This window comes from Laedolimicola intestinihominis (assembly GCF_040096155.1).
Lineage (GTDB): Bacteria > Bacillota > Clostridia > Lachnospirales > Lachnospiraceae > Laedolimicola > Laedolimicola intestinihominis.
Genome location: NZ_JBBMFE010000014.1, coordinates 36,807 through 56,045, shown reverse-complemented (window position 1 = coordinate 56,045; position 19,239 = coordinate 36,807). Strand labels below are relative to the sequence as shown.

Below are 19,239 nucleotides of genomic sequence, written 5' to 3'. Positions count from 1 at the left end.
AAAAAACTGATCGTAAGCCTGATTGCAGCGCCCTTTGCCATTCTTGCGATTCTATACGCAGGCGGCTTTCTGGCACAGCTTTTGGGTAACTATGCAACCTGGAAACAGGGCGGCGGTATTCCCGGCGACGGTACTTCACCGCTGGCCGCTTCGCCCGACTTCCTTCTCTGCCTTTCCTCTGTGCTCAGACCGCCTTATGGCGTGTATGGCATTTTGATCTGCATTGGCTTGTTAGCAGTGCTGCTCATCATGGTCATGCGCATGGGATATGGTGATGCCGGTGAGTATGATGAAGACCGCAATTTCTCCTACTCCGCCAAAGGCACTTATGGCACCTCCGGCTGGATGTCCCGCAAAGAAATGTCCGGCGTACTGGATCTGGTGCCCGATCTGCGCAAACACAAGGGTGTTGTACTGGGTATGCTGGATGGCAAAGCAGTCTGCATACCGGAAGATACCAGAATCAACAGTAATCTGGCAGTCTACGGCGCCAGTGGTTCCATGAAAACCCGTTCGTTTTGTATGAACCGTATCCTTCAGGCCACTGTCCGAGGTGAAAATGGCGCCGGAGAATCGTTGATCATCTGCGATCCCAAATCGGAATTGTACGAGAAGTCAAGCGAATTTCTCCGCAGCCGGGGCTATTGTGTCAAGCTATTCAACCTCGTTTCGCCTGAAAACTCAGATTCCTGGTGTTGCCTTGCCGAAGTTGAGGGACAGGAACTAATGGCCCAGCTTTTTGTAGATGTCATCATCAAGAACACCACGAACAACGGCAAGAGCGACCATTTCTGGGATGCCTGTGAGATGAATCTGCTCAAGGCCTTGGTACTGTATGTGGATCAAGGCTATGCGGAAGAAAACCGCAACATTGGCGAAGTCTACCGGCTGCTGACTCTCAATGGGGAATCCCAACTTGACACATTGTTCGAGGCGCTTCCTTCCACGCACCCTGCCAAAGCACCCTACAGCCTGTTCAAGCAGGCCAGCGACACAGTGCGAAGCGGCGTGATTATCGGTCTGGGCAGCCGCCTGCAGGTATTCCAGTCTGAGCTGATCAAAAAAATTACCGCTAAGAATAAGATCGATCTGGAGCTTCCGGGTCAGCAGCCCTGTGCCTACTTCCTCGTTACCAGCGACCAGGACAGCACCTTTGATTTTCTGGCCTCGCTGTTTCTATCTTTCTGCTTCATCAAACTGGTGCGATATGCAGACCACAACTGCGAGGGCGGCAAACTGCCTGTGCCTGTCCATATCCTTGGGGAAGAACTGACAGCGTGCGGCACGATCCCCGACCTCTCCCGCCGGCTCAGCGTAATACGCTCCCGGAATATCTCCATGTCCTGTGTGTTCCAAAATCTCGCAGGATTGCAGAACCGATACCCGCAGAATTTGTGGCAGGAGATCATTGGAAACTGTGACGCGCAGTTGTTTTTAGGCTGTACAGACCAGCTTACTGCCGAATTTATTTCTGCCAGGACAGGGCTTGCCTCCGTAGCAGTATCCAGTAAGTCCAAACAGCTGGGCACCTGGCGTATCTCCAACTATACACCGGAGTTTCGTGAGACCTCCGGTGTTGGAAAACGCCCTGTACTTACTCCTGATGAAGTCCTGCGGCTCCCGCTGGATCAGGCGCTCATCATCATCCGTGGCAAGAAGGTTCTGCAGGTAGACAAAATGGATTACTCCAAACACCCGGAAGCCAAGTACCTGCGTTCCTGCAAAGCATCTGCCCATGTACCGGAATGGCGCCGCTTGGAAGAAGAAGCCGCCAAAACACCGCAGCCCGCGCCGAAACCGGCTCCTGCAGCAAAGAAGCCGGCAAAGCGCAAAGCCACCAAACCGGCATCCCCCACGGATAAATCACCCAAAGAGGCTCCGGCCCCCAAATCTGCCGGTACGCCGGAAGGCATTATCACCACAGACAAGGATTCCATCCTGTCTTAAACAAAACTATCAAATTCATAGGAGGTTTTAATCTATGGCAACCAAGAAAAAAGAACTTCTGGAACAGGAGGCTCCTGTTACCGAAACCGTTATGTCGGAAGGCGAAACTCTGCCGGCCGATACTGCTCAACCTGAATCCCTTCCTGCTGATACTGGCAATAGTCTGGATTTGAACGAACTGCTGGGGCAGATGGATCAGCCCCTGGAGGACACCTCTGCCGAAGATATGGCTGAAGATCCCCTTCCTGAACTCACCGAGGAGGAAATGTTCGGAGATACGCCTGCTGAAACAGACGATCAAAGCGCTGCTCCCACTGATATGCCGGAAGACTTTGATGTGCAGCCGCCTGATGTTTACGAAGATAACGCCGACGCTGTGCAGGAACCCCCTGCATCTCCCAAGCCCAAGCGTACCAGCCGAAAGAAGAAAGAAGCTGCTGCTCCTGAAGAAACTGTCACAGAGGAAGTCCCTGCCGAAACAACAGAGTCGGCGGATACAGCCGACTCTATTCTTGATACGGAGGAACCTGCTGTGGAGCCTGATGTTCCTGTCGTGGAAGAAGCTGCCGCTCCTGCCCCTACTCCTTCTCCTCCCCAGCGCCAGCCCCGCCCCCAGCGCGGCGAGGCCCCCGTCCTTACCATCCGCAGCCGGGATGATGTCGAGACTGCCGAAGACCGTGATGATGTAATCTGGCATGAGATCCATAATGCCTACCGCACCCGCAAGATCATCACCGGCAAGCTGGGCGGCATTGAACAGCTGGACAACCGCAAGACGGTGGCAGTTGTGGATTACAAGGGGTTCCGTGTCATTATCCCTATCAAGGAAATGATGATCAATCTGGGCCGCAGTCCTTCCGGTCAGGAATACGCCGACCTTATGCTGCGCCAAAATAAGATCCTTGGCAACATGCTCGGTGCTGACATTGACTTCATCGTGCGTGGTATCGACTCCAAGACCCGCAGCGTAGTTGCCAGCCGCAAGGAGGCCATGCTGCGCAAACGCCAGATTTTCTATCTGGATACGGATGCTGCCGGTATGTACCGTGTCTATGAGGGCCGCATCGTCCAGGCGCGTGTGATTGCAGTGGCTGAAAAGGTTGTGCGCGTGGAAGTTTTCGGCGTTGAAACCTCCATCCTTGCCCGTGACCTTGCCTGGGATTGGATCGGTGATGCCCATGAGCGTTTTTCCGTAGGCGATGAGGTTCTGGTCCGTATTCTCAGCGTGCGGCGCAACAGTCTGGAGGACTTGGGCATCAAGGCTGACATCAAGAGTATTTCCGAGAACACCGACAGGGACAACCTGCAGAAGTGCCGTATCCAAGGCAAGTATGCCGGCCGTGTCACAGATGTCCACAAGGGCGTTGTCTATGTGCGCCTCTCCAATGGCGTCAATGCGGTAGCCCACTCCTGCTATGACTACCGGATGCCCGGCAAAAAGGACGATGTATCTTTTGCCGTCACCCGTCTGGATATGGAGCGGGGTGTGGCCGTAGGTATTATCACCCGGATCATCCGTCAGAACCTGTAAGCAAAGCGCCTGGGAAGCAGCGGCGAACTGTTTCCCAGGCTTGCTTTTTATCATTACCGAAACTCCCACCGCATATCCTCTCCACACGACTGTTCTCTTAAATCCTCTATATAGATTTTTATTTTTCATTTGCGTTGATTTTTCACAAAAATGCGGATATAATATATTATAGCAAGGATTTAGGAGGTTGTTTTATGCTGATTCAATTTAGTGTAGAGAACTTTCTCTCTATCAAAGATAATGTCGTGTTATCCCTGCTTGCCAGTAAGGATAACGAACATCCGGAACACCTGATTGTGGACGGAAACAAAAAGCATTTGAAGTCTGCCGTGATTTACGGTGCCAATGCTTCCGGAAAGTCCAATGTCTTGAATGCATTTTGGTTCATGGTAAATTATGTGCTGACTTCGCATAACCAGCAGCTCCACAAAACCATTGAGCGTTCGCCGTTCAAGTTTGACCGGGAAACACCCTCTCGCCCCAGCAGCTTTGAGGTCATCTTCACCACAAATGGCATCCGATATGCGTATGGCTTTTCTGTAACAGACAAAGCTGTTATTGAAGAATATCTGTATTACTATCCCAATGGCAGGCAGGCACTCATTTTTGAGCGAAAAGACACAAAAGATTTTCGCTTTACCGTTGATGTCGATGAACAAAATACTCTCAAGGATCGCACTTCGGCCAACAAGCTCTATCTGTCTGTCGCATCAAACTGGAGCTATTCCAAAGTGATTCCGGTTCTGGAATGGTTTGCTTCCTGCCAGATCATCACGAAAAATTCTGTTGCAGACGCCTACGGCCTTGAAGCAGAACAACTCAAAGATGATGACTACCGGCATGTGATCGCCTCTATGCTGCGTGTTGCAGATTTTGGCATACAGTCCCTTCAGATGCGTGATACAGAACCCGCTCCTTCTCAGCGTAATGATATCTTTACCAATATCGAGGCCATTCACACGGTACAGGATACAGAGGGAAATACTTCTTCCTACGCGCTGAACATGGCAGAGGAATCTGATGGCACCAACAGTTATTTCAAACTGATCGGTGTTGTAAAAAAGGTGCTGGATGAAGGAACGCTTCTTGTCGCTGACGAGATGGACGCTCATCTGCATCCTCTTCTGACAAAGCATCTGGTCTCGCTTTTTAACAGCGTGGAGTTCAATCCAAATGGAGCCCAGTTGATTTTCACATCACACAACACCAATCTTCTTGACCTGGATGTACTGAGGAGAGATCAGATTTGGTTTACCGAAAAAGACGAGCAAACAGCGGCTACCGATCTGTTCTCCCTTTACGATTTTTCCATCCGCAAGGATGCCAAGGTGGAGAAAGGCTATCTGATTGGCCGTTATGGTGCAATCCCCTTTATCAAGGGAGGGCTGTAAAATGGCACGTGGAAAAATTGAAAAGCGTGGACAGCGACGCAGAAAAATAAAGCCTGTCATTCTGATTGTAACGGAGGGTTCTCAAACTGAGCCTAAGTATTTTGAACACTACCGCAACCGTCAGACAAACATTGATATTCGTGTGGTCGGCAGCCGCACCAGCGGAGGTGAAACAGATTATCTCAGCCTGATCCGGAAAGCCGTGGAATATCAGAACAAAAATCAGATTTCCGTATCAGAGGGAGACTCTGTATGGGTAGTTGCAGATGGAGATGTGAACTACAACAACCCTGACCCCATCACTGCAAAGGACAGTCTGCTCTCCAAGGCAAGGAAAATGGCAGATGCGAAGGGGATTCAGATTGCACTCTCCAATCCCTGCTTTGAATTTTGGTATCTGTTGCATTTCCAGTACACCACCAAATTTTTCAAAGACTACCCCGCAGTGAAAAACGCATTGACCACTTATCTCCCTGATTATGAGAAAGCTGGCGATGTATATAACCAGTTAGCAGAGCATACAGCCATTGCGATTCAGAACGCCAAACGTGTAGAGCAATACCATCTTCAAAATGACAGCAGCAAACCGTTTGGAATTGCTGTCAATCCATTTACCGACATCTATCAGCTGGTGGAATCACTGCTGTAATGTTGCAAAGAAACATGGTTGGCACAAAATTGTCTCTACATTGGCACAGTCCTGCCCTTTCGCCGTAAATCCATATCTGTTATACTTGGTACAGTCAAAACTTTGCATAGCAGCCGCTCCGGTTTGGAGCGGCTGTTTTCAATTTCAGTAAAGGTGGTGGTTTCTATTCTCTTTCAAAAAGCCCGGAAGGTGCTGAACAACGAGCGGGGCGAGGCCAACTATTTCAGTACGGTGGTCTTCATCTTCATCGCTGTCCTGCTGCTGGCCTTCATTATTGACCTGTTCAGCATCATTTCCACCAAGCAGGAACTTGACCATGCCGCCGATCAGATGGTCAAACAGATCCAGCTTTCCGGCGGCGTCAACGGCGAGACCGATGAGCTGTTTGAATTTTTGAGTTCTCAGATCGAAGGAGCCGAAAATATTTCCTACTCCATTGACGCTACCTACACATCACCCAGGCCATCCGGTATGACAAATGCCATCCAGTTGGGCACCCCCTTCTTCATTACTATCGAGGGAGATGCTAAACTGGGCGGGTTCTGGAATTTTGACCTGGTAAACATCACAGTTGTTGCCCGCGGCAGCGGCGTCAGTGAGCACTACTGGAAGTGAGGTGACCTATGAAACGTATATTCCTGCAGCTGAAACAGCTGCTGCGAAACGAACGGGGCGAGATCACCTTTTTCGCCTGCTTTTTTGTGGTAGGCATCGTGATGCTGATTTCCTTCCTGCTCCTGTACGCTTCCATCCGGATCACCTGCATCAACATCCGCAACGGCGCTAAAATGGAGTTAAATAACCTTAGCGGCACGATTTATGCAGATACCTACCGTTCCCAGCGTGAAACTAACTTTGAAGAGTACCTAAATACCCTTTACTCCAGCAGTGACTATACCGACATGCTGGAGGCTACAGTGGCAGGTGGCCTGGACTCCAAGATTCCGCTTTCAACGGAGGATTACAAGGTTTCCGACATCAGCCTGGAGTTCAATGTAGAGGATGGACGGGTTGAGTACATCTTTTACTGTGACGTGGAGTTCTATGTGCGGATGTTCGGCCACAGTTATCCGGCTATCACCCAACGGGTGGAGCTGACAGGCTACCACAACACAAAATTCTAACCCTACTGTTGAAAGCCCGGCACATTCTACCGTATAGGCTTTATATAACAGCAAAAAAGGAGTGTATGTAAAATATGAAGAAGTTTTTCCAATCCAAAGGCTTTATTGTTTCCTCGCTGGCTCTCCTCTGCGTCACTATTCTGGGTGTCTGCTGGTTCGTAAGCCGCGACCGTACCGGAGATTTTAGGCCGGATGAATCCCCACCCAGCAGCGTCACCGGCGATTGGTCAGATGGCGGCACACAGACAGATGGTGATAATGGAGCAGATGCTTATGCCCCCGGCCAGTCCACAGATGCCGAAGAAGAATATCCCAAAGTAACCTCCCAAACGGAGGATGAGGTTGTGATCGACTTCACCGATACTGAAAAGCTTGAAGAAACGCCTCCTCCGGTGCCGGAAGGTAAGACCGAAATCAAAGATCCTGGTCAGGAGCATACCGTCAATCCCGACCCGTCAGTTCCGGAGGTTACTGCCCCGCCCGCCGAGCAAGCGCCGCCCAGCAATGAGCCGGTTCCAGGCTCCAGCAACGGAAATGGAGCTGTATATGATCCGGTGTTTGGCTGGGTTGTTCCCGGCAATGTACAGCAGTCCACCGGTGACAGCGATGGAGATCTGAACAAACAGGTCGGCAATATGGGCTGATTTACTACAACTGAATATGGCACTACTTGGCCGTCACAGGATTGTGGCGGCCTTCCTATTTTCAAAAGGAATGGAGCGTGATGTATTTGAAACGACTTCTCGCCTTCCTATGCTGCTTTACCCTTGTTTTCTGTCTATTCCCCTCCTCTGCCTTTGCAACGGGCGGAAATGGAAACATAGATGGCGGCGGTGGCAGCATGGGTCATGGCACAAGCAGCAACTTCTGGAACTCAGGCAACGATGGCGTCCGCATTACTGTTGTTGACGCATCCAGCGGAACTGCCGTATCTTCTCCGCTGGACTTTTCAAACCGGACGCAGAAGACCAGTCTTCTCCATTTTGGGAAAGTCAACAAACTGCAATACCTGGGCGGCGCCGGCCTCTCCCTCCAGTCCGGCGTTGCCTATTCCTGCATTAGACCTACGCAATCTATGCCCACAATCGTCAGCAGCAAGGGGCAGAGCAACATCGAAGCCATCAAACGGTATTTCTGTTCTGAATATGCGTGCATGATGGTCGCTCAGGCAGCCGGAGTCGATTATGAGCGGATGATTGCCGGCGAGTACAAGCTGCTGATCGAGCCCATTGCCTATTTCACGCACAACGGCCAGTATTACTGTATGACAGCTACTGCCGCCGGCCTGTATGATCAGATGTCCGGCGGCAATCTGCGGAAAACCATGACCTCGCTTACCCATAAAAATCTGCCGCTGTCAATGTTCCTGGAATTCAGCGACCTTGGCATCTCCGCCTGGACAGGCAGCACCACTGGAAAGCAGAACAATTCCGACATCATCAGCACCCTTGGCGTTGGTATCGTCTGGTTTGATGAAGCTCCGCCGGAAGGAGAAATTGAGGCCCCTGATGTCGAATACCGAGTAGATACGGATGTGATCACCGCCGTCACACTGCGGACAGATCAGGATCTGACGCCGGATAATCCGGCATCGGTTACCTTCCATATTCTCGGCACCACCTACCGGGTCAATGATATAGTGATCCCAGCCGGTGACAGTCAGGTAGTCTGGGTCAAATGGCATACCCCCTCCACCCCACAAACCGTGACCATTACAGTATCTGTCAGCGGTGCCTATACCGCTCAGGATACCTTTGTCGCAAAAATCGTGGATCTGAATGAGCACATTCCACCTGACCCTGTGGCAACCGACACGAATCCCGGCTACTCTGTGCCGCCCCTACCCAGTGAAACGCAGAAGCTCACTGCCAACTGGGGCGTCTGGAGCTGCTACTGGGTGCCTGTATGGGTATGGTGCGACCACGGTGAAGATGGCGGGCACTGGGTGGATGAAGGATATTGGGAATACGAATATACGGGCTACTCCGCTTCCATCAGCGGCGAGATGTCCCTAATGCCAGATGATATTGTACCCACAGCATCCGGCAAGACGATGAAAAGCGGGTACGGCGTTAAAACCGAAGTGCGGGCAACGCTGTCCACAGATGCCCCGACCAGCCACATTACTTATCCCCAAACTGCTTTTTCCGTATTTCCTGAGTTCCAGTATCAGACCTATCTGCGGCTTCTGCAGCGTTCCGGCGGCCAAAGTGCAAAATTCATCTTCAAGCCCAACGAGTTTTCCACCTATGACCGGACAGTGCATTTCACACCGCTGTGGTTCCCAGATGCCACCGACTACACCATCTATACACAGGTGTGGGATACCTGGACTCCTGACGGCATGTTATCCATCAACCTAAATGACTATGTTTCGATCCAAGGGAGCCTTTATGATGACTGGTATACCAATCGAGAATAACCTCTGGACAGCTTACCTGCTTACCATATTTTTTGTGGTGGCCGGCTTTGCTGTCTACGATGTGCTTTACAGACGGGTGCCTGACCGGGCACTCGTCTTTTTTATCCCCTTAGCTGCCCTGGCGCCGGTCCTGCAGGGGTATTTCCTGTTAAACCATGGGCTCCCGCCGCTCTTCCTCTGGCCGGTCGCTACCCATGCCCTGGTAGGCGCCCTGCTCGGCTTTTGTATTCCATTGGCAGCTGCACTGGCAACAAACGGCACCGGTCTGGGCGGCGGGGATATCAAGTTCTGCGGGATATTAGGGCTGGTCTATGGCCCTTCCGGCATGGCGCTGGTCTTTCTGACTGCCGCTGTTACCGCAATGCCTGTGATCTTTCTTCTCAGGCGGCTTTATCGAACTGGGCAGCCCCTTGCTATCCCGTTCCTGCCATTTCTCGCCTGTGGCTGCTGTACAGCGACCCTGGCCCAACTATTTTTAAGATAGGAGACAACGCTTATGAAACTGAATAACCGATTCATCTTCGGGATCCTCTCTCTGCTGTTGGCGGCAGTTATCGCCTTTGTGGCACTTCCAACCATCGCCCGTCAGACCAATGGAAAAGAGGAAATCGTCCGTATCACCCAGCCGGTATTGAAAGGCGAGCAAATCTCGTCAGAAAATGCCGAGGTGGTTGAGGTAGGCGGCTATAACCTCCCCTCCAACATCGCCCATCAGCTCTCCGATGTAAATGGTCTTTACGCTACCGCCGACTTGGCTGTGGGTGACTATATCCTTACCAGCAAGATCAGCTCTGTACCGGTTTCGTCCGATGTGGCGCTCAACAGCATCCCTTCCGGTAAGGTCGCTATCTCGCTGACCGTTAAAACACTTGCTTCCGGCCTCTCTGACAAGCTTCAGCCCGGTGACATCATCCGTATTTACCACTTTCTTGATACGGCGGCCGAAGTACCGGAACTGCGTTTTGTCAAAGTATTGTCCGTCACAGACTCAGACGGCATCAATGTGGATAATGCCAAGGAGCCCACGGAGGATGAAGAAAAGCAGCAGTCAGCCACCATCACTGTGCTGGCAAGCCCTGAACAGGCGAAGATCATTACCGGTCTTGAAAATGACGGCGTAGCTCATGTGGCTCTTATCTCCCGCAACAATGACAAACTGGCAGATGAGCTGCTTGCCGAGCAGGATAAGACTCTGCAGGAAATCTACTTCCCCGAAACTTTGATTGAGGAAGAAGCTGCAGATGCGGAAAATTCTGATGTTGAAAGTGAACCCCAGGAAACGGAAACTGCAGAGTCTGCACAATCCACTAATGAAACTGCACCCTCGGCAGAATAATCAAATCAAGGAAGGAGGATCTTCGTTATGGGTAAAGTTATCACCGTCTGGGGAAGCCCCGGCAGCGGCAAATCCATGTTCTGCTGTATTCTGGCCAAAGCCCTGACCCGGGACAAGCGGAAAGCCATCATTATCAATGCCGATATGAATGTCCCTATGCTGCCGGTCTGGCTACCGGAGCAGATCATCCAGACCAATACCTCTATCGGCCAGGTTTTGAGCAGTGTGGAGATTGATACATCTCTGGTCGCCAGTCATGTGACAGTGCTGAAAAACTATCCCTTCATTGGGATGATGGGCTATGCGGCAGGAGAAAACCCGCTGAGCTACCCAGAGGTCAAATATACCATGGTACTGCAGCTCATTCATGCTGCCGCCAAACTGGTAGATTTCGTCATTCTGGACTGCAGCACCAGCATGACCAATGTGTTCACTCCCGCCGCCATTGAAGCCGGCGATGTGGTCATCCGTATCCTCACCCCGGACCTAAAGGGCATCAACTACCTGAAAGCCCATCAACCTCTGCTTGTGGACGAGCGCTTCCGGTTTTCTGAGCATATGACATTCGCCGGTCTGGCCCGTCCCTTCCACGCCTTGGATGAAATGGGCTATATCATTGGCGGGTTTGACGGCCTGCTTCCCTACAGTAAGGAGATCGACCGCTGTGCTACCGAAGGCGGTATGTTCAAGGCTATCACCTACTGTAACCCCAAATACACTGCTTCACTGAACAAGGTACTGGAAATTCTGGAGCAAATGGAACTGGCCGAACAGTCAGAGGATGATGCAGCGTATGAATGTGAGGAGGATGCCGATGAGTAATTTGAATGATATATTCTTCACACCGGCCGCCAATCAGGAGCTGACCTATGACCAGGTACTGGAGGATGTACAGCGGTATTTTGCCGAAAACCATGCCTCCACCATTGCTGAAGCTGGGGAAGGCAATGCAGAGCGTGCCACAAGCCTGCTGAAAGAACTGATGGAACACTACATTGTCAAACGCAAATATGCCCTTGACGGGCTCTCTACAAAAGAACTGTGTTCCAAGCTCTATGAAGACATGGCCGGCTACTCCTTTTTGAAGAAATGGATCTATAAGCCTGGTGTTGAGGAGGTCAACATCAACGCCTACAACGACATTGAAGTGATCGAATCCAGTGGGCGCAGTATCAAGATCTCTGATAAATTCAGTTCGCCCCAGCACGCCATCGATGTGATCCGCCGAATGCTCAACGCCTGCGGCATGGTCATTGATGATACTATGCCCAGCATTGTGGGATTTCTGGACAAAAACATCCGTATTTCAGTGGACAAAACTCCCATTGTGGATGCAGATGTAGGCGTCAATGCCTCCATCCGTATTGTCAACCAGCAGACCGTCAGTGAAGAAAAACTGCTGAACTCCGGCAGTGCCACCGCTGAAATGCTTCACTTTCTGACTGCCTGTATACGATATGGGGTGTCCGTCTGCATTGCCGGCTCCACCGGCTCCGGCAAGACCACGATCATGGCCTGGCTGCTGTCCAATGTGCCCAATAACCGGCGCCTTATTACCATTGAAGAAGGCAGCCGCGAATTTGATCTGGTCAAGCGGGATGCACAGGGCAATATCCTCAATTCCGTGGTACATCTGCTGACCCGCCCCAGCGAGAACCCTGCGCTGAACATCAATCAGGATTTTCTTCTGGAGCGGGTGCTGCGTAAGCATCCGGATGTCATCGGTGTAGGTGAAATGCGGTCAGCGGCAGAAAGCCTGTCCGCAGCCGAAAGTTCCCGCACCGGCCATACCGTATGTACCACCATCCACTCCAATTCCTGCAACAGTACTTACCGCAGGATGATGACCCTTGCCAAACGCAAGTACAACATGGATGACTCCATCCTCATGCAGATCATGGTAGAGGCGTATCCCATCATCGTCTTTACCAAGCAGCTGGAGGACCGTTCCCGTAAGATCATGGAAATCATCGAGGGCGAGGACTACCAGGACGGGCGGTTGATCGCCCATTCCCTATACAAATATGAAGTGGAGGACAATGTAACTGATGACCGTGGTGAAACCCGTGTGGTGGGGCACCATAAAAAAATCGGCTTGATCTCCGATTCCTTGAAGAAAAGGCTGTTGGACAATGGCATTTCCAACAAGGAATTGGAAGAATTCATGCAGCCGCCAAAGGAGGTGGGTTAATTGCAATGGATCTATCTTATCTGTTTTATCCTGCTCAGTGCTGGGCTTTTGGCTCTGTTTGGTGTGAAGCCGGGTGATTTTATTGACGCCCTCTTCCGCTCCCAGCGAAAATCCGCCACCTTGTCTGATGAACTGAATGTTCTTCTGGGCACACCAGCCAAGGGTTTTTTTAATCAGGATTACGAACTGAAACAGATCTTGAAGGGTACCGGACGGGCGGACCGCTATGAGGCAATAAAACGACTGTCCCTGATTCTGTTCGCTGTGGGGGCTGTGCTGGCTCTTTTGATTGGGAATGTGTACATGGTGCCCATTCTGGGTATCGGTTTTTCCCTTATACCGATCTGGTATCTGCGCAGCACTGCCGCCAGCTATAAAAAGCATCTGAATGAAGAACTGGAAACCGCTATTTCCATCATCACGACTTCCTACCTGCGCACCGAGGATCTGATCCGTTCTGTCAAGGAAAACCTGCCCTATATCAATGAGCCGGTAAAAGCCAACTTTGAAGCCTTCGTTTATGAAGCGGAATTGATCAATGCCAACATCACCAGTGCTATCAACAGCCTGAAGATGAAGATTCCCAACCGGGTCTTCCATGAATGGTGCGGTACCCTCATCCAATGCCAGTCCGACCGCAGTATGAAGAATACCCTGCCTACCATCAACCAGAAATTCTCCGATGTGCGTGTGGTGCAGTCGGAACTGGAGGCAATGATGCAAGGACCGCGGCGTGAAGCCATCACCATGATATTTCTGGTTATCGCCAATGTGCCGATGCTCTATTTCTTGAATGAGGATTGGTTCCACACCCTTATCTTCACCACACCGGGCAAAATTGCACTGGCAATCTGTGCAGCCATCATCCTGTTTGCGCTGACCCAGATTATGAAACTGAGCAAGCCCATCGAATATGGAGGTGATAGCGTATGACCTTTCTGGCGCTCATCGCCATCATCTTCTTCGGTTTTGCTGTCTACAACCTGACCTGTGCCTTTGTGGACATCCCGACCAAGAAGACCTCACAAATGATGATGCTCTCCCGCAAACAGCAGGGCACCAAAAATGAAAAGCTGCTTGATGTCTATGTGACAAAAATCGCCGGTTGGATCGCCCCTTATTTGCGGCTGGACCGGCTCAAGCGCAATAAGGTGCAACGCGCTCTGGACATTGCAGGTCTGCAGCTTACCCCGGAGGTCTATACAGCCAGAGCCTGGGTAACTGCAGGGGCAGTTGGCCTGTGTGCCATCCCCATGGCATTTCTTATTCCGCTGCTGGTACCTATTTTGATTGGCCTTGCGGTAGCGCTGTGGTTTTCAACCTACTATGCAGCCTTTGATTTTGTTAAAAAGCGCCGCAAACTGATCGAGGGAGAGATCCCCCGATTTGCTTTGACCGTCGGCCAGAGCCTTGAAAATGACAGGGATGTACTTAAAATTCTGACTTCCTACCGCCGTGTGGCTGGGAAAGACTTCGGCGCCGAGCTGGATCAGACCATTGCTGATATGAAGACCGGCAACTATGAAAATGCCCTCATTCGATTTGAAACCCGCATTGGCAGCCCCATGCTGTCCGATGTGATCCGTGGCCTGATTGGTGTCCTGCGCGGCGATGATCAGCGGATGTACTTCAAAATGATTACTTTCGATATGCGCCAGATCGAGCAGAACAATCTGAAGAAGGAAGCTGCCAAACGTCCCAAAAAGATTCAGCGTTACTCTATGATGATGCTGATTTGCATTATGATTATCTATCTGGTGGTGCTCTGTACCGAGGTTATGAGTTCGCTCGGGGCGTTCTTTGGCTAATTGGTATCCGACCCGGTACTTCCGGGCGTTTTCATACCTGCTCCTCATATGGAAGACAAATACACAGGGAGGTGAGCGTTTGTACCCAAGCGATTTTCCATAGCGACAGGCACATTATTTCCATTGGTCCTAACTGAGCCGGTCTGTTTCATCAGCCCGGCTTCATTTTTTACAGGAGAATGCCTATGCCCAAAAAGAAATTTTATCCGCCGAATGATACCGGCACCAAAAAACGCCGATTTCGTTGCTTGCTGTTCCAGCGGCCTAAAGCATATCCGAACCGGCCCCGTTCCAACAAAAACAATCTGATCAAGCCTATCCGCCGCGCTTAACAGACGGTGGACTTGATATACCTACCCAACCACAAATCAAACACATAACAGGAGGTTAACCATGAGAAAATTCACGACCCGTATCTATACCAAAGCCAACTATCTGCTCAACCGCGGCCGTATGGCATTGTCCAATCAGCGCGGCGATTTTTACATTTCGGATGCCGTCAAGATCATTATCGCCGTAGTTTTGGGTGCGCTGCTCCTGGCGGCTCTGACCCTCATCTTCAACGATACGGTCATCCCCCGCATCACTGAAGAGATTGAAAGTCTGTTCTCCTAAGCACCAAATCAGGGGCCAGTTTGCAGAACTTCTGCAGCTGGCCCCTTTTTTATTTGCAGATAACGACTAATGGAGGTGAAAGCATGAATCAAAAACCGTGTCAGTTCTATTCCTTTCTGCAGGCAGTCCGGGGTAACTGGCGCAACGCCCTGTTCATCCGCTGCAGCGGTTCACTTTGTCCAATGATCCGGCAGGCATCCTGTGAGGGGTTCCTGATGGCAGCAGACGCAGGCTGTCAGCCGATCTTTCTGTCCGTCCAGACAGTGCGGAAGCTGAGTGGAGAAGCAGTGGACCCCGAAGAATGCTCTGCAATTCTGGAGTGCCGCTCGTTCCGGACTGCTTATACCAAGTTTCTGGAATGGCATACCTCTTCGGACCATGTATGTCCGTTTTTACAGCTATGCCCAGACCGGGATACCTACTTCGGATGATTCTGCCTGTTAAGACGCAATGCCGCCGTCATCGGCGCGTAATGGAGGTGATTTTATTGAAACAAAAGCAAATCAAATGTCCTTATTGTCATGCTCACGCTTCTCTTCGGCCTGCAAGCCTTGTGTATGGATCTACTCCACAGACCAGAGGAAAATTCCTGTATGTCTGCGACAGATGGCCGGCCTGCAATGCCTATGTCAGTGCTCATGAGCGCACATTGCTCCCCATGGGGACACTGGCGAATGGCGATCTGCGCCACAAACGCATTCTGGCCCATCGTGCCCTAAAAAAACTGCAGCAGGACTGCCATATGGAAAAATGGGAGGTCTATATCTGGCTGCAAGCCAAACTGGGGCTTGATGCACACCAGACCCACATCGGCCAGTTTTCCGAATATATGTGTGAGCAAGTCATTTCCCTCTGTCAGCAGGCTCCGGCGTACACATCCGGGCGTGCTGCCTGAACGGAGGTGAAGCCTGATGAAGCAAAACTTTAAGCTTACCAAAGACCAGCAGACACTGGTAGAAAAAAACCTATCCATCGTTCACTGGGTCATTGTCAACAACATCCATGTAAATCCCGGCATCTGTGGTCTGGAGTACGGAGATCTGTTTCAGGAAGGATGCCTGTGGCTCTGCAAGGCCGCTTTTACCTACAATGCCGGACAGGCGCAGTTTTCAACCTACGCCAAAAAGGTTGTGAAAAATGGACTCCTCTCCTACTGCCGAAAAATCTGTAGTCAGGGGCGGCACATCAGTCGGCTGATCATCGGAGAACAGGGCGAGCTGGCCGCAGATGGAGAGCAGGTAGACCAGCCGGATGACCATTTTGACTCCCACCTTTCTCGTCTGGAGACCCTTGATCTGCTGGAAGCCAGCAAACAGAACTATCAGGGCGTTGCCAGACTTGGCATCGAAGCACTGGCGCTGAAGGTTCAGGGAATGCGCATTACAGACATCGCCGCCCTCTATCAAGTCCCTCCTTCCCATGTGGGCGCCTGGATCTCCCGCTCCCTGGAAAAACTTCGCAATGACCCTGACTTTTTAACCTGCCTGCTTTGATCTGTTGAAAATCAGCATCAATAACAGTAAGGGATATGTATAAAAAGGAGGTATCGAAATATGGCAATCAAAACCCTATACACTGCGGTCGGCCGGTTTGAACGAAGGACAAACGGCTGCAACCGCAGTTGTCCAATCATCCTGTTAGGCGGTCAGGAGTACATGGCCGATATGCAGGAAATGGTGATTTGGAGCATGCTCAACTGGAGAATCCTGCGCTGGGATGACATCGCACAAGAATACGAAAAGCTAGCCACCGCATCCGGTTACTGTACCGAGCGTTCTTGGGAAGACTGTACAAACCGACTGCTTACCCGCGGTCTTCTGGTATCCGGCAGCGGTGAAACAGAATACGATGCTCTGTATGACCTGCTTGGTTCGCTCAGCATTATCCCAACCAGCGGACCGTTCTTCCTCCGGCTCGCCTCTTTTGTCAAGCTGACGCTGCTGGCACATGTTCCGGTATCCGCTGCGCGGAAACTGTTCCAGAAAGATAAACGCACCAAATACGAAGTTCTGGTCATGCGCCTTGCCGGCCAAGCCCTGCTCTCCACTGCAGAGATCATCAAGTGCATAGATAAAAATATTTCCCGCCTCCCCAATGAATGTGCGCTTTTGGATTCCCTCTACGGAGATGAAACGACCACCAGTGACAACATTGCCAGCATGGTCAAAATCAGCCAGAGCAGCAAGCCAGTGACATTAGCCGTTGCCAATCTTTATCTGCGGCAGCAGATTATCTTTGAGAGGGTATGAGCATGATGAAACAATGGACTCTTTTTCCCACCGTATTGCAGCGAAAGTTTCTGCTCACTCTGCTGGCCGGAATCGCCAGTGCGGGAATCAGCGTCATCATCTGCGTGGCGACTAAAGATCATATCCTGCTGGCATTGGGGATTGTCGTACTCTGCGCCTGTCTTATATCCTGTCGATGGATCTGGGCGACTGCAGCACATAAGAACTACGAGGTAGTGGAAGGCATCTGCGCCGGTATCAGTACACCTATGCTCCGCCACTACCGCAAAGTACATCTGATAGACAGCCATGGTATAGAGATCACACTGCTTCTCAGTAAATCGGCCCGGCTTAAAATAGGCGCACCCTACCGATTTTACTTTCAGAAAGGGGCGCGGCCTGCCGTGGGAAATGACTATCTGGACGCAGCCCTTTCAACGAACAGCTTTTTGGGCTATGAAGCAATCAGCGAGCCGGAGTAACATCCCGATCCGTCCTCTGAATCCTAAAAATGCGAGGTGGTTTTGAGCCACCTCGCTTTCTTAAAGGGCATTTTGCAAATCACAATGACCAACGCCTGATTTCCTTATATTTTGCAGAATACATTCCTTCTGTCCCTATTTATTGGGTAGATCAAGGAAAGGAGGGTTTCCTATGTATAAGCCCCATACCATCGAACAATATAAAGTCTATCGCTTTCTGGAAGAAAACTTTGCGCTGGAGCATTTCCTGCTCGCTCCTTTGTCGCGCTTCGGACTGATGCTGGAGGACAAAACCGGTGAAAAAATCGCGTTTGCCTTTCTCAATGACTGTGTACAGGAAATACCTATACCAGCTCCAGCTGCTCCAGAAACAGTAATCGCTTTTCTAAAGCAATTCCGCAGCCTTACGCCCCGCCCAGTCGTCCATGACTTTGAAGCGCTGACCCGCTGGTGGCTGGACAATCCCAACCCGCTTACCTACCAGCAGGCACTTGGTATGTCCGATGATCTCTACCACCATTTTCTGTCCCATCCTTTGATCAGTGAAGATGACGCCCTTCGGCTGGCACGCAAAGGACTCGTTACCGAATCGGAATATAATGACCTGCAGCTATGGTATTTCAACGGCCATACAATGTCCTGCTGGTTTGGTCCTCTGGGAGTAGATGGCACCGGAAGCCTATACGGCCTGACCTTTGACTATCAAACGGCATCCCCAACAAAGACTCAGTTCTACCTATTGGATGACTACTACCGCGTTATGAACCATCTTACAGAGTAAAACCTTTTCAACTACTACATATCGTACTTGTCGCTGGCTATAAATCTATATATAGTGTTTTACATCTTGACAGGCACAAGATGCAGTGCTATACTGTATCTGTAATTGATTTTTGTGCGTATCCCATTTGGGAATACAGGTCTTTTTGATCTGTACCGTAGGCCAAAAGCCTGCATTGCACACGCTGTTAAGTTTGTATGCAAGTGTCAGTGATTTTTTGCGCCCTTTTAGGGTCGAAAAACTGCTGGCACTTTTTTATATAGATAATAATGCCAATGGCAGAAAGGAGTGTTATGGCACAGATTTTTGTGTTCGGGCGCGTCATGAACGACCTCGTACCCAAAGAAAGCCAGTCCAAACAAAGCTATGTATGCTTTGATCTGATGGAACGCACCAAAAACTGGACGCAGTTCTATCAGGTGTGGGCCTGGGATGCAGATGTCACCCGGCTCATGCAATTCAAGGTCAAAAAAGGCAGTATGATCTGGCTTGCCGGCTCACAGCGGCTGGTAGATGTTCGCATGAAGGACGGCAAATTGGAAAAGAAACTGAAGGTCAGTCTAAATGACTTCGGTTTTCTCCCCAAACAGCCCGCCGCGGCGAACAGACAAGAGAATGACCCGGACATTACGGCGGAACCCGCACTGCCTCCCGCGGAGGTATTGGACGGTGACCGTGAATCCCTGCCGGAGTAGTTTACTTCGGCTCCTAAGAGGGACCGTATCAAGTTTTTC

23 protein-coding genes are annotated in these 19,239 nt (G+C 50.9%); all 23 read left to right on the top strand.

The window, feature by feature from the left end:
• Positions 1-6 precede the first annotated feature (6 nt).
• The 23 genes from WMO29_RS13460 to WMO29_RS13350 all read left to right on the top strand — a co-directional run bounded on the left by WMO29_RS13460 (position 7) and on the right by WMO29_RS13350 (position 19,200).
• Entirely contained in the window at positions 7-1,947 is a 1,941-nt protein-coding gene (locus tag WMO29_RS13460) for a VirD4-like conjugal transfer protein, CD1115 family (protein WP_349137190.1), read from the top strand.
• A gap of 34 nt (positions 1,948-1,981) precedes the next feature.
• Positions 1,982-3,478, top strand: coding sequence for a S1 RNA-binding domain-containing protein (locus WMO29_RS13455; RefSeq protein ID WP_173885384.1), 1,497 nt, complete (start codon positions 1,982-1,984; stop codon positions 3,476-3,478).
• Positions 3,479-3,672: 194 nt separating this feature from the next.
• On the top strand, positions 3,673-4,869 hold the full coding sequence (locus WMO29_RS13450) for an AAA family ATPase (protein WP_006873400.1): 1,197 nt from the start codon (positions 3,673-3,675) through the stop codon (positions 4,867-4,869).
• 1 nt (position 4,870) lies between these two features.
• The gene (locus WMO29_RS13445; protein ID WP_118560360.1) at positions 4,871-5,518 is read left to right on the top strand and encodes an RloB family protein; all 648 of its coding nucleotides are present in this window, start codon (positions 4,871-4,873) and stop codon (positions 5,516-5,518) included.
• Positions 5,519-5,641: 123 nt separating this feature from the next.
• Positions 5,642-6,133: a DUF4320 family protein gene (locus WMO29_RS13440; protein ID WP_243167434.1), complete on the top strand. Its 492-nt coding sequence runs from the start codon at positions 5,642-5,644 to the stop codon at positions 6,131-6,133.
• A gap of 8 nt (positions 6,134-6,141) precedes the next feature.
• Positions 6,142-6,642, top strand: coding sequence for a hypothetical protein (locus WMO29_RS13435; RefSeq protein WP_215725543.1), 501 nt, complete (start codon positions 6,142-6,144; stop codon positions 6,640-6,642).
• A gap of 74 nt (positions 6,643-6,716) precedes the next feature.
• A complete protein-coding gene (locus WMO29_RS13430; protein WP_215725542.1) occupies positions 6,717-7,286 on the top strand; it encodes a DUF6550 family protein in 570 nt (189 codons plus the stop codon).
• A gap of 80 nt (positions 7,287-7,366) precedes the next feature.
• On the top strand, positions 7,367-9,064 hold the full coding sequence (locus tag WMO29_RS13425) for a DUF8193 domain-containing protein (protein WP_227589409.1): 1,698 nt from the start codon (positions 7,367-7,369) through the stop codon (positions 9,062-9,064).
• Positions 9,039-9,548 (top strand): prepilin peptidase, encoded by a 510-nt coding sequence (locus WMO29_RS13420; RefSeq protein ID WP_227589410.1) that lies wholly within the window; start codon positions 9,039-9,041, stop codon positions 9,546-9,548. The genes WMO29_RS13425 and WMO29_RS13420 overlap by 26 nt, the downstream gene beginning before the upstream one ends.
• Before the next feature lie 12 nt (positions 9,549-9,560).
• Positions 9,561-10,400 (top strand): Flp pilus assembly protein CpaB, encoded by an 840-nt coding sequence (gene cpaB, locus WMO29_RS13415; protein ID WP_003499634.1) that lies wholly within the window; start codon positions 9,561-9,563, stop codon positions 10,398-10,400.
• Between the two features lie 27 nt (positions 10,401-10,427).
• Positions 10,428-11,222, top strand: a complete 795-nt coding sequence (locus WMO29_RS13410) for a CpaE/TadZ family protein (RefSeq protein WP_003499635.1) — start codon at positions 10,428-10,430, stop codon at positions 11,220-11,222.
• Complete coding sequence (locus WMO29_RS13405) at positions 11,215-12,591, top strand: CpaF/VirB11 family protein (RefSeq protein WP_003499636.1); 1,377 nt, start codon at positions 11,215-11,217, stop codon at positions 12,589-12,591. Before WMO29_RS13410 ends, WMO29_RS13405 begins: the two co-directional genes overlap by 8 nt.
• On the top strand, positions 12,592-13,524 hold the full coding sequence (locus WMO29_RS13400) for a type II secretion system F family protein (protein ID WP_003499637.1): 933 nt from the start codon (positions 12,592-12,594) through the stop codon (positions 13,522-13,524). It abuts the gene before it with no gap.
• Entirely contained in the window at positions 13,521-14,399 is an 879-nt protein-coding gene (locus WMO29_RS13395) for a type II secretion system F family protein (protein ID WP_050624192.1), read from the top strand. The genes WMO29_RS13400 and WMO29_RS13395 overlap by 4 nt, the downstream gene beginning before the upstream one ends.
• A gap of 185 nt (positions 14,400-14,584) precedes the next feature.
• On the top strand, positions 14,585-14,731 hold the full coding sequence (locus WMO29_RS13390; RefSeq protein WP_006873413.1) for a hypothetical protein: 147 nt from the start codon (positions 14,585-14,587) through the stop codon (positions 14,729-14,731).
• A 61-nt stretch (positions 14,732-14,792) separates the two neighbouring features.
• Positions 14,793-15,014, top strand: coding sequence for a DUF6133 family protein (locus tag WMO29_RS13385; protein WP_003499639.1), 222 nt, complete (start codon positions 14,793-14,795; stop codon positions 15,012-15,014).
• A gap of 83 nt (positions 15,015-15,097) precedes the next feature.
• Positions 15,098-15,445: a hypothetical protein gene (locus WMO29_RS13380; protein WP_003499640.1), complete on the top strand. Its 348-nt coding sequence runs from the start codon at positions 15,098-15,100 to the stop codon at positions 15,443-15,445.
• 56 nt (positions 15,446-15,501) lie between these two features.
• The gene (locus WMO29_RS13375) at positions 15,502-15,909 is read left to right on the top strand and encodes a zinc-finger-containing protein (RefSeq protein ID WP_243139228.1); all 408 of its coding nucleotides are present in this window, start codon (positions 15,502-15,504) and stop codon (positions 15,907-15,909) included.
• A gap of 16 nt (positions 15,910-15,925) precedes the next feature.
• Positions 15,926-16,507, top strand: a complete 582-nt coding sequence (locus WMO29_RS13370) for a sigma-70 family RNA polymerase sigma factor (protein WP_050624190.1) — start codon at positions 15,926-15,928, stop codon at positions 16,505-16,507.
• A 60-nt stretch (positions 16,508-16,567) separates the two neighbouring features.
• Positions 16,568-17,263: a hypothetical protein gene (locus WMO29_RS13365; RefSeq protein ID WP_003499643.1), complete on the top strand. Its 696-nt coding sequence runs from the start codon at positions 16,568-16,570 to the stop codon at positions 17,261-17,263.
• 2 nt (positions 17,264-17,265) lie between these two features.
• The gene (locus tag WMO29_RS13360) at positions 17,266-17,724 is read left to right on the top strand and encodes a hypothetical protein (RefSeq protein ID WP_308459193.1); all 459 of its coding nucleotides are present in this window, start codon (positions 17,266-17,268) and stop codon (positions 17,722-17,724) included.
• Positions 17,725-17,896: 172 nt separating this feature from the next.
• Positions 17,897-18,505: a hypothetical protein gene (locus tag WMO29_RS13355; protein WP_003499645.1), complete on the top strand. Its 609-nt coding sequence runs from the start codon at positions 17,897-17,899 to the stop codon at positions 18,503-18,505.
• A gap of 293 nt (positions 18,506-18,798) precedes the next feature.
• Positions 18,799-19,200 carry a single-stranded DNA-binding protein gene (locus tag WMO29_RS13350; protein ID WP_003499646.1) on the top strand — a complete coding sequence of 134 codons (402 nt, stop codon included), beginning with the start codon at positions 18,799-18,801 and terminating at the stop codon, positions 19,198-19,200.
• Positions 19,201-19,239: the final 39 nt, after the last annotated feature.

What these genes read in the sequence shown, in the direction of transcription:
- WMO29_RS13435 (WP_215725543.1), top strand. Translation starts at nt 6,142, where the DNA reads ATGAAACGTATATTCCTGCAGCTGAAACAGCTGCTGCGAAACGAACGG.
- WMO29_RS13390 (WP_006873413.1), top strand. Translation starts at nt 14,585, where the DNA reads ATGCCCAAAAAGAAATTTTATCCGCCGAATGATACCGGCACCAAAAAA.
- WMO29_RS13355 (WP_003499645.1), top strand. Translation starts at nt 17,897, where the DNA reads ATGTATAAGCCCCATACCATCGAACAATATAAAGTCTATCGCTTTCTG.
- WMO29_RS13410 (WP_003499635.1), top strand. Translation starts at nt 10,428, where the DNA reads ATGGGTAAAGTTATCACCGTCTGGGGAAGCCCCGGCAGCGGCAAATCC.
- WMO29_RS13420 (WP_227589410.1), top strand. Translation starts at nt 9,039, where the DNA reads ATGACTGGTATACCAATCGAGAATAACCTCTGGACAGCTTACCTGCTT.
- WMO29_RS13350 (WP_003499646.1), top strand. Translation starts at nt 18,799, where the DNA reads ATGGCACAGATTTTTGTGTTCGGGCGCGTCATGAACGACCTCGTACCC.
- WMO29_RS13365 (WP_003499643.1), top strand. Translation starts at nt 16,568, where the DNA reads ATGGCAATCAAAACCCTATACACTGCGGTCGGCCGGTTTGAACGAAGG.
- WMO29_RS13395 (WP_050624192.1), top strand. Translation starts at nt 13,521, where the DNA reads ATGACCTTTCTGGCGCTCATCGCCATCATCTTCTTCGGTTTTGCTGTC.
- cpaB (WP_003499634.1), top strand. Translation starts at nt 9,561, where the DNA reads ATGAAACTGAATAACCGATTCATCTTCGGGATCCTCTCTCTGCTGTTG.
- WMO29_RS13455 (WP_173885384.1), top strand. Translation starts at nt 1,982, where the DNA reads ATGGCAACCAAGAAAAAAGAACTTCTGGAACAGGAGGCTCCTGTTACC.
- WMO29_RS13405 (WP_003499636.1), top strand. Translation starts at nt 11,215, where the DNA reads ATGAGTAATTTGAATGATATATTCTTCACACCGGCCGCCAATCAGGAG.
- WMO29_RS13450 (WP_006873400.1), top strand. Translation starts at nt 3,673, where the DNA reads ATGCTGATTCAATTTAGTGTAGAGAACTTTCTCTCTATCAAAGATAAT.
- WMO29_RS13430 (WP_215725542.1), top strand. Translation starts at nt 6,717, where the DNA reads ATGAAGAAGTTTTTCCAATCCAAAGGCTTTATTGTTTCCTCGCTGGCT.
- WMO29_RS13380 (WP_003499640.1), top strand. Translation starts at nt 15,098, where the DNA reads ATGAATCAAAAACCGTGTCAGTTCTATTCCTTTCTGCAGGCAGTCCGG.
- WMO29_RS13360 (WP_308459193.1), top strand. Translation starts at nt 17,266, where the DNA reads ATGATGAAACAATGGACTCTTTTTCCCACCGTATTGCAGCGAAAGTTT.
- WMO29_RS13370 (WP_050624190.1), top strand. Translation starts at nt 15,926, where the DNA reads ATGAAGCAAAACTTTAAGCTTACCAAAGACCAGCAGACACTGGTAGAA.
- WMO29_RS13385 (WP_003499639.1), top strand. Translation starts at nt 14,793, where the DNA reads ATGAGAAAATTCACGACCCGTATCTATACCAAAGCCAACTATCTGCTC.
- WMO29_RS13445 (WP_118560360.1), top strand. Translation starts at nt 4,871, where the DNA reads ATGGCACGTGGAAAAATTGAAAAGCGTGGACAGCGACGCAGAAAAATA.
- WMO29_RS13425 (WP_227589409.1), top strand. Translation starts at nt 7,367, where the DNA reads ATGTATTTGAAACGACTTCTCGCCTTCCTATGCTGCTTTACCCTTGTT.